This is a genomic window from Rhodococcus sp. DT1 (assembly GCF_049844875.1).
Lineage (GTDB): Bacteria > Actinomycetota > Actinomycetes > Mycobacteriales > Mycobacteriaceae > Rhodococcus.
In genome coordinates this window covers 495,059-509,857 of record NZ_JBNCLW010000004.1, presented here as the reverse complement: position 1 = coordinate 509,857, position 14,799 = coordinate 495,059, and the positions used below count along the sequence as shown (strand labels likewise).

Here is a 14,799-nt window from a genome sequence, read left to right as displayed (position 1 = left end):
TGGTGCCGCGCAGGTCGGTGACGACGTTACAGCGACACCGCCGCCGACGAGCGGGACAGCGGGCGCAGTGCTTTGAACCACGCCTCACCGATGCTCCACGCCGCCACCACCACGACTACGACGAGGATCCCCTGAGAGAAGCGCGCCATCTGTTCGGGTCCGCCCGCGAAGGTGACACCCGAAAAAACGGCGTCGAAGAACGCAGGGTTGAGAAACCTGTCGCTCGTCAGCAGCCAGACCAGCGGAATCGCGAGAAGCAGGTTGAGAACGGTGTCGACGCCGGCCAGCAGAACCGTCCGGCGCCGGACCGTGTACTTGACGATCTCGAACACGGCCTCGAGCGCCAGTACGGCGAGGAGCACCGGCATCCAGAAGTTCCACAGGTCTGGTGCGATGAACGGGATCGGGACACCCTCGGAGTCTTCGAAGGAAGAGGACGTCCGCTGCGCGATGAACACCACGATGAGGAACACGAGCATTCCGACGGAAAAGACGGTATCCCCCAGCGACACGCGTCCGTTGGTGACGGACTGCGGTAGCTGGTCGACGGTCCACTCGGCGGCGAAATCCTTGCGACGGGTGCCGTTGCGCTCCAACACGGCGAAGACGACCGTGACCCAGAAAACGATCTGCAGGGCCACTTCCACGGTGCTGGACAACCCCGTGACGAGCACCTCGACGCCGGTACTGCCCCCGATGAGGTCGACCACGAGCAGGATCGCCCCGACGAGAGGAGCAATCCACAACAGCGCCTTCAGCAGGCGCCACCAGTCGAGGAAGAACTCGGGCCCGATCAGGTACATGGGGCGTCCCGCGAGCCCTGCCGCGAGCCGGTCCGGATCGCCGAGGTCGGTGAGTACCGCGGCCTCCGCATCCACCGGTGACTCGCCCGCCGCGATCCGGGCGTCGACGGCGTCCGCGATCGAGCCGCGGAGTTCACGGCCGATGTCCTGATGCTTGTCGGCAGGAAGGCTGCGCAAAGCTGCGGCGATGTAGCGGTCTGTGAGCGTCATGATGCGCCTTCTTCCGAGGTGGATGCGATGGCCTGCAAGGTGCGAGCGAGACCCGACCACTCGTCGAGGAGCCGCTGCGCAACTTCCTCGCCGGCTTCGGAGGTCCGGTAGAACTTGCGTGGTCTCGCCTCGTCGGTGTTCCACTCGCTGACGAGCAGGCCTTGCTTTTCGAGTCGTCGCAGCAACGGATACAGCGTGCCGGCGTCGACGGCGATTCCGGCGGCTGCGAGAGCCTCGAGCAATCCGTAGCCGTAGCCCGGAACGCGCAGCATCAGGAGGCTCGCGACGACGACGGACCCTCGTCGCACCTCCTGGTCGTGCCCGGCATACACATCAAGATCACTCATGCGGCTCACCATACTGTGTGACACACACTATTGTGAAGAGCCAGAGTCCTGTCGCCATTGCTGGTTGGTTCACCCCGGCGTGACCCACGCTTTCTCCACGCGCCCCATGTGCACTCCGCCACTTGGTTCTACGAATCAGCACACACGTGTGCACAATCGACGGGTGAGCTTTTCCGACATCCCGGTCGATCCACATCGACACACCCTGCGGGGCGCCCGGTTCTGGCTGGCACCACTCGTGGTGGTCACTGCGGTGATGGCTGCGTTGGGCTATTTCTACCTGGGCAGCATGCTCGAGCCGTCCGAGAATCTCCGCGAGTTCCCGATGGCGATCGTCAACCAGGATGTCGGCGACGTCATGCCGGGAGCCGATGCGCGCCGCAACCTCGGATCCGAGATCACCGCCGCGGTGCTCGACGGCGTCGATTCCGAGCGCATCGCTCTCCAGGAAATGGGGATAGCCGCAGCGCACCGCGGCCTCGACACCGGCGAACTGTACGGCGCGATCGTGATTCCGAGCGATTTCACGAAGCGCACGTCGATCCTCGCGCAAGCCAGCGTCGTCCCCGGTGACATCGAGAAACCCGTCATCACCCTCTACAGCAACCCCCGCACCGGAACGTTCGCGTCAGCCATCGTCGGGATCATCGGTGACGAGGCGCTGACCACCGTCAACAAGTCGGTGGGCGAAGAACTGACGAAGACCGTCCGTACGACGCTTGCGGAGACCGCGCCCGATCTCCAGCTCTCGGGCGGTAGCGCGCTCACACTTGCTGAGCCCATCAACGTCCTGGACGTCGAGCACAAACCCCTGCCTGCCCACACCGGTTCCGGGCTGTCCGCGTTCTACTACACGCTGCTTCTCATCCTGGCGGGCTTCACCGGTGCGACCATCGTCAGTTCCATCGTCGATTCCGCGCTGGGGTTCGTGCCCACCGAATACGGACCGTTGTACATCACCAAGGAAACCACCAGGATGTCGCGACTTCAGGTGCTGTTCCTCAAATGGGGCATCCTGGTCGTCCTCGCACTGGTCGTGTCCGCGCTGTATCTGGGGATCGGCACGGCGCTCGGGATGCCCGTGCCACGCCCGCTGTTGCTCTGGGAGTACGGCGCCCTCGCCATCTCCGCGGTCGGCATCACCTCGCTCTCGGTGATGTCCGTGTTCGGACCCGCCGGACTGATCGTGAACCTGATGCTGTTCATCGTGCTGGGACTGCCGTCCTCCGGCGGCACGATTCCGATCGAGGCGTCGCCGCCGCTCTTCGAGTGGCTCGCCACCTTCGAACCGATGCATCAGATCTACCTCGCGGTGCGCGCCATCCTCTACTTCGACGGCAACCTTTCCGCGGGCCTCGCCGAAGGCACGAAGATGACCCTCGTGGGTCTGGGTGTCGGCCTGTTGATCGGTGTGGTGGTCACCTGGATCTACGATCGGCGCGGATTCCACCGTCTCGAGGATGCGCCTGCGACCACACGCGTCCTGGAGAGCGTCAAGATCGGATAGTCCCGGCACAACGGAACCCCACCGCATGTCGGGGTTGCGGCGGGGCTCCGCACGACCACCGTAGCCGCGCTGCGGAGCCCGGGGCCGCCGGTCTTGGGTGAAACGGGGGGTGAAGACGATCTTGGGCCCGACGGGCCGGAGGCCGGGCGGCGGAGAAGAGCCACACCTCGAGAGGCACACTTGAGCGGTGCGCACGGTTGTCGTTCCTCATCCATCCGGTAGCGGTGCCGTACGCGGCGCCAGTACCGTCACCGTCGACGAGAACGGAACCCCCGACGCAGCGGTGCGACAGCATCGCGACCTCGCCGCCGCGGTGGCCGAGATCGAAGCCACCGATCGTCCCCGATGGGTGTGGACGTCCACTTCGTCGGTGTACGGCGAACTCGTTCGTGCCGGCGTGCGCGTCCAGCGATGCCACGACCTGGCGACGACGGGCGCAATCCTGAGCACGCGCGAGGGCCTACCCCCTCCGCCCGCCGACGACCCGGTCGACGAGCGACCAGGCTTGTTCGACGCAGCACCGGCCGTGGACCTCGACACCGTGATCTCCCGGTTCGCCGACCAGCGCCGCCGCATCACCGGTGATCCCCGTCTGGAGTTACTCGTGGCCGCGGAGTCGGCGGGGACGTTGGCCGCTGCCGAGATGGGGTTCGGCGGACTGCCGTTCTCGGCCGAATCCCATCGACGACACCTCGAACGCACTCTCGGACCACGGCCCACCGGCTACGAGATGCCCGCCGGCATCGTCGCCGTGACCGAGGAGATCGGGTCGGCGTTCGGCCGCCCGGTCAATCCCGCCTCGCATACCGAGGTACTCGACGCCTTCCGGCGCGAAGGCATCGAAGTGCAGTCCACGCGCAAGCACATCCTGCAGGAGATCGACCATCCTGCGGTGCCGCTGCTTCTCCGGCACCGCGACCTGGCGAAACTGTTCAGCACCAACGGGTGGCACTGGCTCGATACTTGGGTGCACGGCAACAGGTTCCGGCCGGTCTATGTCCCCGGCGCCGTCGTCTCGGGCCGCTGGGCAAGCCGCGGCGGCGGTGCACTTCAGATCCCGAAAGCGCTCCGCTCGAGTGTGGTTGCCGACCCCGGGTGGACGTTCGTCGTCGCCGATGCGGGGCAACTCGAGCCGCGGATCCTCGCGGCGATGTCCGGTGATCCCCGGATGGTCGCCGCCGCGGGCGAGGACGACCTGTACGCACCCGTTGCCGCCACTGCGTTCGCCGGCGACCGCGCGAAGGCGAAAGTCGCGGTGCTCGGAGTGCTGTACGGCGCGACCTCCGGTGACTCCCGGTCGCTGCTCGCTGTCCTTCGAAAGAGCTTTCCCGACGCGGTGGAATTCGTCGAGCGTGCAGCGAAGGCCGGTGAACGCGGGGAGGTCGTGCATTCGTGGCTCGGGCGCGCCTGCCCGCCCGCACCGCCGGGTTTTCAGTCCGGGCCCGACGTCCGTGCCCGCGGCCGCTTCACCCGGAACTTCGTCGTGCAGGCCACTGCCGCCGAGTGGGCGCTGTGCCTCCTCGCCGAACTGCGGCGACGGCTGACCACCGATCCCGACCCGACCGCAGGCGAGCTCGTGTTCTTCCAGCACGACGAAGTCGTGGTGCACACCCGCAACCCCGCGCTCGCGTCCGCGCACATCTCCGCGTCGGTCGACGTCGCCACCCGATTGATGTTCGGCAATACGCGGGTCCGCTTTCCGATGAAGACAGCCGTGCGCACGACCTACGCCGACGACCCGGAGTAAGCGTCTCGCAGTGGTGACGGGCCGGTCCCGGGCAGGCGACACGGCAACAGAGAGCACTGCTCTTGACTCTGCCCCGCCAACCGGCGCACACTGGCTCTCAACAGAGAGCACCGCTCTCTGAATGAGAGTGAGGAAACGTCGTGGATGCCTCCACCCGCTACATCGGTCCCACCGGACTGGACTCGATCATGAACCGGTTCTTCAACACACTTCCCAAGCTCGGAATCAGCGTCGCGGGCTCTCGCCTGCTCGCAGTGCGCGGCAGGAAAAGCGGCGAATGGCGCACCACCATGGTCAATGTGCTGACCACCTCCGACGGCAGGCGCTACCTCGTCGCCCCGCGCGGCCACACGCAATGGGTGCGCAATCTGCGGGTAGCCGGCACCGGGGAACTTCGCCTCGGGCGTCGCGTCGAAGAATTCAGCGCCTCCGAAGTTGCGGACGCCGACAAGATCCCGGTGCTGCGCGAGTATCTGCAACGGTGGGGCTGGGAAGTCGGGAAATTTTTCGACGGTGTCACCAAAAACTCCAGCGATGACGAGTTGGCGGCTATCGCACCAGGTTTCCCGGTCTTCGCACTCGCCTAGTCGCACGCGGCACGGTCCGGAGGAACCTGAGCCCCGACATCAGCCTGCGGGCACCGGAACAGGCGCGAGCGAATTTCCGACTCCGATCGAGGCACAGTCGTTTCGGACGTTGTCGCCGGCGAAGCGACTGTTCAGGAACTCGGCCGCCTGCGCCTGGAACGGAACGAATGCCTCCTCGTGGTCGAGGCCGTCGTACTGGGAATAGGCCACCGCGACTCCGCGAGTGCAGTACGTATGGGCAAGCCCTTCGACGTCGCCGGTCACCATGATGGTGTCGCCGATCGGGTCGCTGTGGCCGACAGCCAGGAACATCGGAACAATCGGGGTACCGGCGGTGCCCATGATGTTGTCGTTGATCGCGATCGCCACTTCTCGGACGTCGAGCAACGACCGGTAGGGCGCACGAACCATATCCGCGTCGGTGAGCCCCGGATAGTCGGACGCGAACTCCGCAATGCACCGGTTGGCAACCTCGGCGACGACCTGCTTGCCCCGGTCGGAGAGAAACGCGTCCGTGTCGAGGTCGTATGTACGCTGATAGGCCACAACCAAAGCCGGAATCACGCCCGCCCATTTCGCGCTACCGCTGACGTAGGGCAGGTTGTGTGCGAGATCGACCGGCACGCCGCCGGCGGCAGCGCCGATGATATTCAGTTCGGGCGCGTAACTCGGCGCCACCTCGGCGCCCCACTGGGTCGGTACCGATCCACCGGAGTAGCCGATCAGGCCGACGGGCGTCGAATCGGGAAGCGACAGCAGTTCTTCGGTAGCCTTGATCCCGTCGAGTGCCGCGTACGCCGATTCGCGTCCGACCGTCCACTCCAGTTCCGGCCCTTCGTAATCGGGAGCCACAACGGTGTATCCCGCGGCGATATATCCGGCGATGACGGTCTGCTCCGCAAGCGACACACCACTGTCAGCGCTCCCGGTCAACGTATAGGAGGGATCGCACTCGGATCCGAGTGCGTCGTACGCCATGTGGAACGAAATGAGCTTGGTGGGCCCCGGTGCGAGCGGTTGAAGCACAGTCGCAACGGTGTCGGTCGGCTCGCCCTGCTGGTCGGTCGTACGGTAGAGGACCTGTGTGCTGGTGACCGGCGTGGTGACACCCGGTGCGGCAAACACCGAGGGCCTGGAGCGAAGAATCGTGCCCGGAGCGAAATCCGCCAGCGGACCGTCATAGGTGTAGAACGGATCCTGCGAAGGCAGGGGCTCCGGGATCGGCTGTGCCACACTGCTGCCCGCGCCGAGAACCATGGCCGTGACGGCAACTGTCACGCACGCGATACACCGCCACAACAGACCGGACGTGACGCGTGGCTTCGTCGACATGGCGGTCTACACCCCCGTCTCGGGTACTGCTGACGGACTGCTGGCACATTCCGGACTGGTCGAAGAATACGTGCGTTCGGGCGTTACGGGTGCCGATTCAATGTTGCATGCGCCCACAGATGAGCAACCGCGTAGGCACGCCACGGTTGCCACTGTGCCGCGAGCGCAGTCGCTTCGCGTGCGGTGCCGACCTCGAGGGCGCGCCGGAGCACAAGGTCACCGGCGGGGTACGCATCGCGGTCGCCGGTTCGCAGGGCGAGATAGTCGACGGTCCACGGCCCGATTCCGGGCAGCGCGAGCAGATCACGGGAAAAGGACGCCGACGCGGGATCGAGGCCGTCGGATACCGCTCGGGCCAAGACCAGCAGGGTGTTCGCCCGAGACCGTGTGGTGCCGATCGCCGCACGCAGATCTTCCGGCGCGAGGGCAGCGATCCGTTGCGGTGTCGGAGAGCACCGCAATCCACCTGGCGCGTCGTCGCCGAACGCCGCGACGAGCCGCCCCGCGAAAGTGGCTGCTGCCGCGACACTCACCTGTTGCCCGAGGATCGTCTGCACGGCCGTGGTGAACCAGTCGGTACTGCCGAGCACCCGCAGGCCTGGCCGGGCTCGCACCAATGGAGCAAGGACAGGATCGGCGGCAAGCGCGGCGTCGACGACGGTGGGGTCGGCGTCGAGGTCGAGCCAACGGCGCACCGCCGCTTCGACATCTGCGATGTCGGCCCGGCGCGGCGCATCGATCCGCGCCACCACGCTGCCGGTATCGGCGCGGAGTGTCACGGCCGCGCTCGCAATACCGTGCGCGGTGCGCAGCGCAATACAGTGCGTTCCGGTGGCTACATCGTGACGTTCGTGCCCCGGAACCGCATGGCTCCGCATGGTGGCGAGCAGTGGACGCACCGAAAATGGGAGCGCCACCGGGAGCCGGGCGACAGTGATCACGCGGCGGCTTCGAGCCGCAGCAGGATCTGTTTGGCTTCCACACCGCCCGCGTACTGCCCGAGTCCTCCGTCGGTGCGGACGACGCGATGACACGGGAGAACCACCGGCAAGGGGTTTTTCGCGCATGCCGTCCCCACGGCACGCACCGCTCGAGGACTTCCCGCTGATGCGGCAACGTCCGCGTAGCTGGCGGTGCGTCCGTACTCGATGTCGGCAAGCCGCGAGATCACCTCCCGCCGAAAGCCTGTCGCGAGACGAAAGTCGAGAGGGAGATCGAACGCGGTGCGAGTGCCGCCGAAGTATTCGTCGAGCTGACGTACCGCGTCGTCGAACCGGGCGGGTGCGTCGAGGATGCGTGGCCCGATCTGCCGGGCGAGTTCGTCGAGCACGGCGTCCTCGCCCTCCGCGACGAAGGCCACCTTCACGAGCCCCACCGTGGTGGACGCCAACAGCAGCGGACCCACCGGAGTATCGACGACGCGGTAGGCGACATCCAGCAACCCTGCGGCTTCGGCGTCGAGGACGAGTTTGTCGTGCAGCCAGGCCAGATCGGAAGTAGACACCGACGGGATAGGAAAGTTCATGAGCGGCTTCCTGTTTCGGCGTGATAGGAGCGGCGCAACGCTTCCCGGCCGTCGGCGGCGGCTCGCCGGGACGCGTCGGCGCTGTTGCCGAGAATCGCGCCGATCTCGGCATACGGCAACCCGCCCACGTAGTGATACACCAGCACTGCGCGCTGCGTGAACGGCAGCGCCGCCACCGCCGACCACAGTTGGTCGTCGCCTGATCCCGGCAATCCCGCTGTTGCGGGGCGTTCGGGGACGATCTCCGTCGGCACAGGCGCACGACCACGCAGCCTGTGCACGTCGATCGCCTTGCGGTGGGCGATGGTGACCAGCCACGCTTCGATATTGCTGCCGGGCCGCAGGGCGGGGTACGCACGCAACGCCGCGAGAAACGTCTCGGACCACGCGTCGTCTGCGTCGGTGGGACCCAGCAGAGCCCTGCACACCCTCGATACCGTCGGACCGTGGTCGGCGACCACCCGTTCGAACGGGGGTAGATGTGTGGGCTCCGTCGTGTCAGACCGGGGCATGAGTGGCCTGTGCCCTCCGGAACGCCGCTTCCCGATCGAGCAGCAGGCGCTTGCGGTCGAGACCCCCGGCATATCCGGTGAGCTTGCCGCTGCTCCCGATCACCCGATGACACGGGACCACGATGCACAACGGGTTCCTCGCGTTCGCCGCGGCCACCGCGCGAACCGCGGTGGGCCGTCCCACCGCGGCCGCAACGGCGGTGTAGGTGCAGGTTGTGCCGTATTCGATCTCCGCCAACGCGGCCCACACCGTCCGTTGGAAGTCGGTGCCGGCCGGTGCGAGCGGAAGAGTGAAGCGGGTGCGTTCACCTGCGAAGTACTCGTCCAACTGTGTCCGCGCCTCGTCGAACCCTTCGGTGGTCCGGGACCCGAAGGAAGTGCGATCGGGGGAAGGACGGTGCTCCACCATGTACAGGCCCGACAGGACGCCGTCGGTATTGACCAACGTCAACTCACCGATCGGGGTGTCGATCAGGGTGTGCGTGCGCGATGCGGTCACGGGTTCGATCCTTCCATCCGATGCAAGGTTCACATCGAGTAGACGCACGGGACGACCGAAACGTGAGGTTGCTGTCGCACCGTGGCCGCCGTGGTGAAAGATGGCGAGATGATCGCCTTACCCGCTGTCCCTCTCGTCGGTTCCCTTCTCGGTGCCACGCGCACGGTGGTCGAGCGCACAGTCGCCACCGCCACCTTCGCGGTGTCGGTGCCCGCCCGTGCCGAGGCGCTGCTCGACAATGTCGAATCGCTGATCCGGCGCGTCGACGCCGTGGTCGACGATGCCGCAGTGGCGGTCGCTCGGGTCGAGGCGATCATCGCGTCGACGACTTCGGTCGTCGCGGACGCCGACGCGGTCGCCGGACAAGCGCGCACCATCGTCGGCCAGGTCGGCACCGTCGCCACGCAAGCCGAGGCCATCGTCGGAGATGTCGGCACCGTCGCCGGGCAGGCCCGGACGGTCGTCGGAGAGGTCGCTCTCGTCGCCGGGGACGCCCGCACGATCATCGACTCCGCCGGACGAAGTGCCGACATCGCGAGCGAACTCCTCGAGACCTACGAGCCCCTCGCACGTCAGGCTGCGCCCCTCGCGGCCCAGTTCATCGAGGAACTGTCGCCGGAGGAAGTGCACGCGGCAATCCTCATGCTCGACCGGCTTCCCGAGCTGTCCGAGCGAATGAACATGATCATGCCGATCCTCGGCACGCTCGACACGGTCGCGCCGGAGATCCACGAGTTGCTCTGCGTCGTGAAGGACCTCCGTCAGGCGATCACCGGCGTGCCCGGGTTCAACTTCCTTCGCCGGCGAGGCGAAGAAAAGGAGAACTCGGACGACGAGTGATGCGCAGGCGGGAAGGTCAGGCGCTGTAGAGACTCGCTCCCGCGCGGCTGAGCACCAGCCGGGGCAGGACCGCGCGCGACGACAACTTCAGCAGTGCGTCGACGAGCTCGACGACGTCGCCGACCTCGAGCATGTCCTCCGCCGGGATCCGGTCTTTGATCCACTCGGACATGTCGGTGTCGACATACCCGGGAGCGATTGCGGACGCCGAGACGCCGTTACCCGATTCCTCGGCGTTGAGGGTTTCCACCAGCGACACGAGTGCGGCCTTCGTCGCGCCGTACGCGGCGAGACCGGCTTCGGCGTACACACCGGCGACGGACGCGAGCGCGATCACCTTCGCGCCGCGACCCGGATCGTTCCGCGCACCGGACCGCAGCAGCGGCAGTGCCGCCTGCATCAAAGCGAACGGCGCGTTGAGGTTGACTGCCACCGTCTTGTCGAACCGGCGGGAGGGGAACTCGGCGATGGTGCCGGCGGTGCCGACACCCGCGTTGAGTACCAGGGCCTTCATCGCGCCGAACGCGTCGGCGTGTGCGGCGACCACCCTGCCCGCGGCGTCGGGGTCCGCCAGGTCGGCGGCGACGGTCCGGACGTCCGTCGCACCCGCATCCCGCAACAGAGCGGCGACCTCGTCGAGCCGGGTTGCGTCCCGGGCGGAGATCGTCAGCGCGAATCCGCGCTCCGCGAGGCGGGTGGCGACGCCGAGGCCGATGCCCCGTGTCGCCCCGGTGACGAGGGCGCTCGCGATCACGAACCTGCTCCCGTCACGAAGTCGAGTCCTGCGGCGACGAGCGCGGGCACCGCGTCACCCGCGCGGTCGAACCCGTCGCCGACGGTCGCGCCGGCCCGCCAGCGATGATTGATGCCCTCGGCGATGACGGCGAGCTTGAAGTGGGCGAGGCCCATGTAGAAACTCCAGTGGGCGATGTCGCGTCCCGAGACGGTGGCGTATCGCTCGACGAGGTCGTCCGCCGACGGCAGCCTGTTGCTGGTCCAGGCTGCGGGGAACCCGAGCACCTGGTCGAGCGCGGGATGCCGGTACACGCACATCATGGCGAGGTCGGTCAGCGGGTCGCCGAGAGTGGACAGCTCCCAGTCGACCACGGCTGCAACGCTTCCCACGTCGTCGTGAGAGAGAATCGTATTGTCGATACGGTAGTCACCGTGCACGATCGACGGGGCGGGCGACTCCGGGATCGAGTCCGCGAGTGCGGCGTGCAGCCGCTCGACATCGGGAAGTTCCCGGGTTTTCACCCTGTCCCACTGGCTCTGCCACAGCTTCACCTGGCGGGTGACGTACCCGTCGGGCCGTCCGAACCCGCCCAGCCCCACGGCTTCGTAGTCGACGGCGTGGAGCTCGGCGATCACGCGCACGAGTTCGCTTGTGCAGCGGTCGATGTCGGTATCGGACAGCGAATCGAGGTCGTCCTTGCTGCGTACGACGCGCCCCCCGACGTACTCCACCACCGTGAACGGTGCGCCCATCACGGAGTCGTCCTCGCACAGCGCGACGGTGCGCGCGACCGGCACCGCACTGCCCTGCAGCGCGGACGTGATGCGGTATTCACGGGCGACGTCGTGTGCCGACGGTGTCAGTCCCGCCGTGGGTGGTCGCCGCAGGACCCAATGGGATGTGTCGTCGAGGATGCCGTAGGTGAGATTGGATTTCCCGCCGGAGATGAGTTCTGCCCGCAGTTCGCCGTCGACCGCAACCCCGGATCGACGCAAGAATCGGTCGAGGGCGACGAGGTCGAGCCCCTTGTGCACCGCGGTCACTTCGCTGCTTCTTCGGCTGCGGCGGCCTTGCGCGCCGCACCGACGGCACGCTTTGCGATGGCCCAGCGGTGCACCTCGGACGGTCCGTCGTAGATGCGGAACGGGCGGACCTCGCGCGAGAGCCTGGCGAGGGGGAGATCTTCGGAAACCCCGAGACCACCGCACATCTGGACCGAACGATCGACAATGCGGAAGATGGCCTCGGCGGCAAAGGTCTTGGCGATGGACGTGGCGTTCGCGGCGTGCGATCCCCGGTCGAGTTCCCAGCATGCCTGCACCAGCAGAGCCCGGGTCGCTGCGATGTCGATCTCGTTGTCGGCGACCATCTTCTGGATCATGCCGAGATCACCGAGCTTGGAGCCGAATCCTTCACGTCCTGCCACATACCGGAGCGCGGTGTCGTGACCGCGCCGGGCGGCACCGAGCCAGCGCATGACGTGTGTCATGCGAGCCGGGCCGAGCCGGACCTGCGCGTAGGCGAATCCCTGATCCACTTCACCGAGCACTGCGCTGTCCGGGACGTACAGATCCTCGAAGTCGACCTCGCAGTGTCCGCCGATCATCGACTTGTCGAGCGTCTCGATGTGACGACCGACCTTCAGCCCGTCGGAGTCCGCGGGAGCGAGGAACATCGTCGCTCCGCCGCGCTGCCCCGGCTCCCCGGAGGTGCGGGCCATGATGATGAAGAATCCGGCGCCGTCCGCCCCTGTGATGAAGTGCTTGCGGCCGTTGATCTTCCAGCCTCCCGTCGCCTTCTCGGCGCGGGTCGTGAGTGCGTTGGGGTCGGCGCCGGCGCCGGGTGCCGGTTCGGTCATCGCGAAGGCCGAGCGCATGTCGCCCGCAGCGAGAGGAGCCAGGTATCGGCTCTTCTGTTCGTCGCTCGCAATATGCGCGAGCATGTGCACGTTGCCTTCGTCGGGAGCGGCGATGTTCAGGGCCACGGGGCCGAACAGGGAGTAGCCGGCCGCCTCGAACACGGGAGCTCGGTCCACCATCCCGAGGCCCTGGCCGCCGCACTCGACCGGCGCATGGGGGGCGAAGACACCCGCTGTCTTGGCGGCGCTCTGCAGTGCCACCCGTACGGAATCGCCACCCGCTGCGGCGATGTCGCCCCGATGGGCGTCCTCGACGGGAAGCACTTCGTCGCGAACGAACGCTTCGGTTCGAGCCACGAGATCCTGCACGTGCTCGGGGTAGGCCAGGTCGACCGCCATGCTGATACTCCTTCCAGACCAACCGACCGATCGATCGCTCGGTGACCGCTACGGTGGCATATCCCGGAGAGTGGGTCAACCCCGGCTCTACCGCGCCCCGACGGTGCTCCGTGCAATGACCAGGTACCGATGGACGATGTCATCGGGACTCGACGGGCCGTCCGGGCGATACCAGCTCGCGACACCGACACACATCGTCGTCACCGCGCGGCTGGCGTCCTTGGGATACGGAGTCGTGAACTCCCCGGTCGCCACCCCGCCTTCGACGATCCCGTCGAGCATGCGCTGCTGTTCGTCGCGCAAGGCGACGAAGGCCGCACGGCTCGCGGGTTCCATACTGCGCATCTCGGTGGATGCCACGAACGCCTGATCCCGCCGGACCATATGGAAACGCAGGAGCGATTCGACCACGGCGTCGAACTGCTCCGACGGTGTCGGGCCGGCCTCGGCGAGCGCCCGGCGGCTGCGGTCGAGCAGGTCGTGCATCACGGTGGTGGTGAGCGAGACGAGCAGGGCCTGCTTCGACGGGTAATGGTGGTACAGCCCAGGCACCGACAATCCAGCCCTCGACGCGATCTCCCGGATCGAGGTGCCGTCGTACCCGCGTTCGGCGAACGCTTCGAGGGCCGCCGCAAGAGGTTTCGGCAAGGTCGGGGGTCCGTAACGCCGCCACGACCCGACGTCGCCGGAGACCGGATCCTCATGCATGTCCATGGACAACACCGTAGGGGACGGTCCCCGGCCACCTCACCCGAGCGGAGCGGGGTCAGTAGTCGTCGTCTCCGTAGACGATGAGGCCGCGCAGGTTCTTGCCCGCGTGCATATCTTCGTACCCCTGGTTGATGTCCTCGAGTTTGTAGGTGTTGGTGACGAGGCCGTCGAGATCGAGTTGTTTGTTGCGGTAGAGGTCGAGCAGTTTCGGGATCTGCGAACGCGGACCTGTGCCGCCGAAAATGGCGCCCTGCAGTCTCTTTTGGAGAAGCGTCAGTTCGAACAGACTCAGAGTGACCTGCGTGTCGGTTGCGTTGCCCATTCCGACGACGACGACCTGCCCACCCTTCGCCGTGACCGAGAGCGCGGGCGCGATGATGTCCCCGTGGATCTCCCCCACAGTGATGATCGTGACATCGGCCATTGCGCCCCAGGTGATCTCACCGATCACCGGCGCCGCCTCCTCGAGTGACGAGAACGTGTGACTTGCGCCGAATTCTTTCGCCTTCTGCCTCTTGTACTCGACGGGATCGATTGCGACGACGAACCGGGCGCCCGCGTGAGCCGCGCCCTGAACCGAGTTGATGCCGACGCCGCCGATACCGACGACCACGACGGTGTCGCCGAGCTTGGTTCCGCCGATTTCCGTGGCCGAACCCCATCCCGTAGCGACCCCGCAGCCGAGGAGTGCGGCCTTCTCGAGCGGAATGTCTTTCTCGATCTTGATCACCGAGGCTTCGTTGACCGTGACGTACGGGGCGAAAGTGCCGAGCAGGCACATCTGCAGGACCGGGTCGCCGTTCAAGCTCGCGCGATAAGTCTTGTCCGAGATCGCCTGCCCGGTGAGCAGGCCCGCTCCCTCGTCGCAGATGTTCTGCAAGCCCTTGGCGCACGATCGGCAGCGGCCGCACGCGGGGATGAATGCGAGGACGACGTGGTCACCCTCCTCGAGGGTCGTCACTCCCGGACCGACTTTGGTGACCACGCCGGCACCCTCGTGTCCGCCCAGAACCGGGAAGAACGGAAGCGGAGTTGCGCCCGTGCGGAGATGCTCGTCCGAGTGGCACAGGCCCGAGGCAGCCAAACGGACCTGCACCTCACCCGCCACCGGGTCGCCGAGGTCGATCTCCTCGATCTCCCACGGGCGGTCGATTCCCTTGATCACTGCCGCTTTCGTCTTCACCGG

General features: G+C 66.8%; 16 protein-coding genes. 4 read left to right on the top strand and 12 right to left on the bottom strand.

What is annotated here, in order from left to right; translation table 11 throughout:
- Positions 1-26 precede the first annotated feature (26 nt).
- Together ACLQ3J_RS13080 and ACLQ3J_RS13075 are read right to left on the bottom strand one after the other, a co-directional pair.
- Complete coding sequence (locus tag ACLQ3J_RS13080) at positions 27-1,013, bottom strand: permease prefix domain 1-containing protein (RefSeq protein ID WP_425903480.1); 987 nt, start codon at positions 1,011-1,013, stop codon at positions 27-29.
- Positions 1,010-1,360 (bottom strand): PadR family transcriptional regulator, encoded by a 351-nt coding sequence (locus ACLQ3J_RS13075; protein ID WP_425903479.1) that lies wholly within the window; start codon positions 1,358-1,360, stop codon positions 1,010-1,012. The genes ACLQ3J_RS13080 and ACLQ3J_RS13075 overlap by 4 nt, the downstream gene beginning before the upstream one ends.
- Positions 1,361-1,523: 163 nt before the next feature.
- Here ACLQ3J_RS13075 and ACLQ3J_RS13070 point away from each other — a divergent pair, with 163 nt between their 5' ends.
- From ACLQ3J_RS13070 to ACLQ3J_RS13060, 3 genes are all read left to right on the top strand, one after another.
- Positions 1,524-2,867: a YhgE/Pip domain-containing protein gene (locus ACLQ3J_RS13070; RefSeq protein ID WP_296549186.1), complete on the top strand. Its 1,344-nt coding sequence runs from the start codon at positions 1,524-1,526 to the stop codon at positions 2,865-2,867.
- Between the two features lie 187 nt (positions 2,868-3,054).
- Positions 3,055-4,614 (top strand): bifunctional 3'-5' exonuclease/DNA polymerase, encoded by a 1,560-nt coding sequence (locus tag ACLQ3J_RS13065; protein ID WP_169653291.1) that lies wholly within the window; start codon positions 3,055-3,057, stop codon positions 4,612-4,614.
- 140 nt (positions 4,615-4,754) lie between these two features.
- A complete protein-coding gene (locus tag ACLQ3J_RS13060) occupies positions 4,755-5,201 on the top strand; it encodes a nitroreductase/quinone reductase family protein (RefSeq protein ID WP_169622848.1) in 447 nt (148 codons plus the stop codon).
- A 39-nt stretch (positions 5,202-5,240) separates the two neighbouring features.
- Here the strand turns inward: ACLQ3J_RS13060 and ACLQ3J_RS13055 are convergent, their stop codons facing one another.
- The 5 genes from ACLQ3J_RS13055 to ACLQ3J_RS13035 form a co-directional block, all read right to left on the bottom strand.
- Positions 5,241-6,533, bottom strand: coding sequence for a lipase family protein (locus tag ACLQ3J_RS13055; RefSeq protein ID WP_169653290.1), 1,293 nt, complete (start codon positions 6,531-6,533; stop codon positions 5,241-5,243).
- Between the two features lie 83 nt (positions 6,534-6,616).
- Positions 6,617-7,474, bottom strand: a complete 858-nt coding sequence (locus ACLQ3J_RS13050; protein WP_169622846.1) for a DNA-3-methyladenine glycosylase family protein — start codon at positions 7,472-7,474, stop codon at positions 6,617-6,619.
- A complete protein-coding gene (locus tag ACLQ3J_RS13045) occupies positions 7,471-8,058 on the bottom strand; it encodes a methylated-DNA--[protein]-cysteine S-methyltransferase (RefSeq protein WP_169622845.1) in 588 nt (195 codons plus the stop codon). Before ACLQ3J_RS13045 ends, ACLQ3J_RS13050 begins: the two co-directional genes overlap by 4 nt.
- Positions 8,055-8,570: an RNA polymerase sigma factor gene (locus ACLQ3J_RS13040; protein WP_169622844.1), complete on the bottom strand. Its 516-nt coding sequence runs from the start codon at positions 8,568-8,570 to the stop codon at positions 8,055-8,057. Before ACLQ3J_RS13040 ends, ACLQ3J_RS13045 begins: the two co-directional genes overlap by 4 nt.
- The gene (locus ACLQ3J_RS13035) at positions 8,557-9,069 is read right to left on the bottom strand and encodes a methylated-DNA--[protein]-cysteine S-methyltransferase (RefSeq protein WP_169653286.1); all 513 of its coding nucleotides are present in this window, start codon (positions 9,067-9,069) and stop codon (positions 8,557-8,559) included. The genes ACLQ3J_RS13040 and ACLQ3J_RS13035 overlap by 14 nt, the downstream gene beginning before the upstream one ends.
- Before the next feature lie 90 nt (positions 9,070-9,159).
- Here ACLQ3J_RS13035 and ACLQ3J_RS13030 point away from each other — a divergent pair, with 90 nt between their 5' ends.
- Positions 9,160-9,909: a ribulose 1,5-bisphosphate carboxylase large subunit gene (locus ACLQ3J_RS13030; protein WP_425903476.1), complete on the top strand. Its 750-nt coding sequence runs from the start codon at positions 9,160-9,162 to the stop codon at positions 9,907-9,909.
- 16 nt (positions 9,910-9,925) lie between these two features.
- Here the strand turns inward: ACLQ3J_RS13030 and ACLQ3J_RS13025 are convergent, their stop codons facing one another.
- From ACLQ3J_RS13025 to ACLQ3J_RS13005, 5 genes are all read right to left on the bottom strand, one after another.
- Complete coding sequence (locus ACLQ3J_RS13025; RefSeq protein ID WP_422423678.1) at positions 9,926-10,663, bottom strand: SDR family NAD(P)-dependent oxidoreductase; 738 nt, start codon at positions 10,661-10,663, stop codon at positions 9,926-9,928.
- The gene (locus ACLQ3J_RS13020; RefSeq protein WP_422423677.1) at positions 10,660-11,688 is read right to left on the bottom strand and encodes a phosphotransferase family protein; all 1,029 of its coding nucleotides are present in this window, start codon (positions 11,686-11,688) and stop codon (positions 10,660-10,662) included. The genes ACLQ3J_RS13025 and ACLQ3J_RS13020 overlap by 4 nt, the downstream gene beginning before the upstream one ends.
- Complete coding sequence (locus tag ACLQ3J_RS13015) at positions 11,685-12,902, bottom strand: acyl-CoA dehydrogenase family protein (RefSeq protein ID WP_425903474.1); 1,218 nt, start codon at positions 12,900-12,902, stop codon at positions 11,685-11,687. The genes ACLQ3J_RS13020 and ACLQ3J_RS13015 overlap by 4 nt, the downstream gene beginning before the upstream one ends.
- An 87-nt stretch (positions 12,903-12,989) precedes the next feature.
- Positions 12,990-13,616: a TetR/AcrR family transcriptional regulator gene (locus ACLQ3J_RS13010; RefSeq protein WP_169622839.1), complete on the bottom strand. Its 627-nt coding sequence runs from the start codon at positions 13,614-13,616 to the stop codon at positions 12,990-12,992.
- A gap of 52 nt (positions 13,617-13,668) precedes the next feature.
- Positions 13,669-14,796 carry an NDMA-dependent alcohol dehydrogenase gene (locus ACLQ3J_RS13005; RefSeq protein WP_422423675.1) on the bottom strand — a complete coding sequence of 376 codons (1,128 nt, stop codon included), beginning with the start codon at positions 14,794-14,796 and terminating at the stop codon, positions 13,669-13,671.
- Positions 14,797-14,799: the final 3 nt, after the last annotated feature.

What these genes read in the sequence shown, in the direction of transcription:
- ACLQ3J_RS13080 (WP_425903480.1), bottom strand. Translation starts at nt 1,013, where the DNA reads ATGACGCTCACAGACCGCTACATCGCCGCAGCTTTGCGCAGCCTTCCT.
- ACLQ3J_RS13075 (WP_425903479.1), bottom strand. Translation starts at nt 1,360, where the DNA reads ATGAGTGATCTTGATGTGTATGCCGGGCACGACCAGGAGGTGCGACGA.
- ACLQ3J_RS13055 (WP_169653290.1), bottom strand. Translation starts at nt 6,533, where the DNA reads ATGTCGACGAAGCCACGCGTCACGTCCGGTCTGTTGTGGCGGTGTATC.
- ACLQ3J_RS13045 (WP_169622845.1), bottom strand. Translation starts at nt 8,058, where the DNA reads ATGAACTTTCCTATCCCGTCGGTGTCTACTTCCGATCTGGCCTGGCTG.
- ACLQ3J_RS13040 (WP_169622844.1), bottom strand. Translation starts at nt 8,570, where the DNA reads ATGCCCCGGTCTGACACGACGGAGCCCACACATCTACCCCCGTTCGAA.
- ACLQ3J_RS13015 (WP_425903474.1), bottom strand. Translation starts at nt 12,902, where the DNA reads ATGGCGGTCGACCTGGCCTACCCCGAGCACGTGCAGGATCTCGTGGCT.
- ACLQ3J_RS13010 (WP_169622839.1), bottom strand. Translation starts at nt 13,616, where the DNA reads ATGGACATGCATGAGGATCCGGTCTCCGGCGACGTCGGGTCGTGGCGG.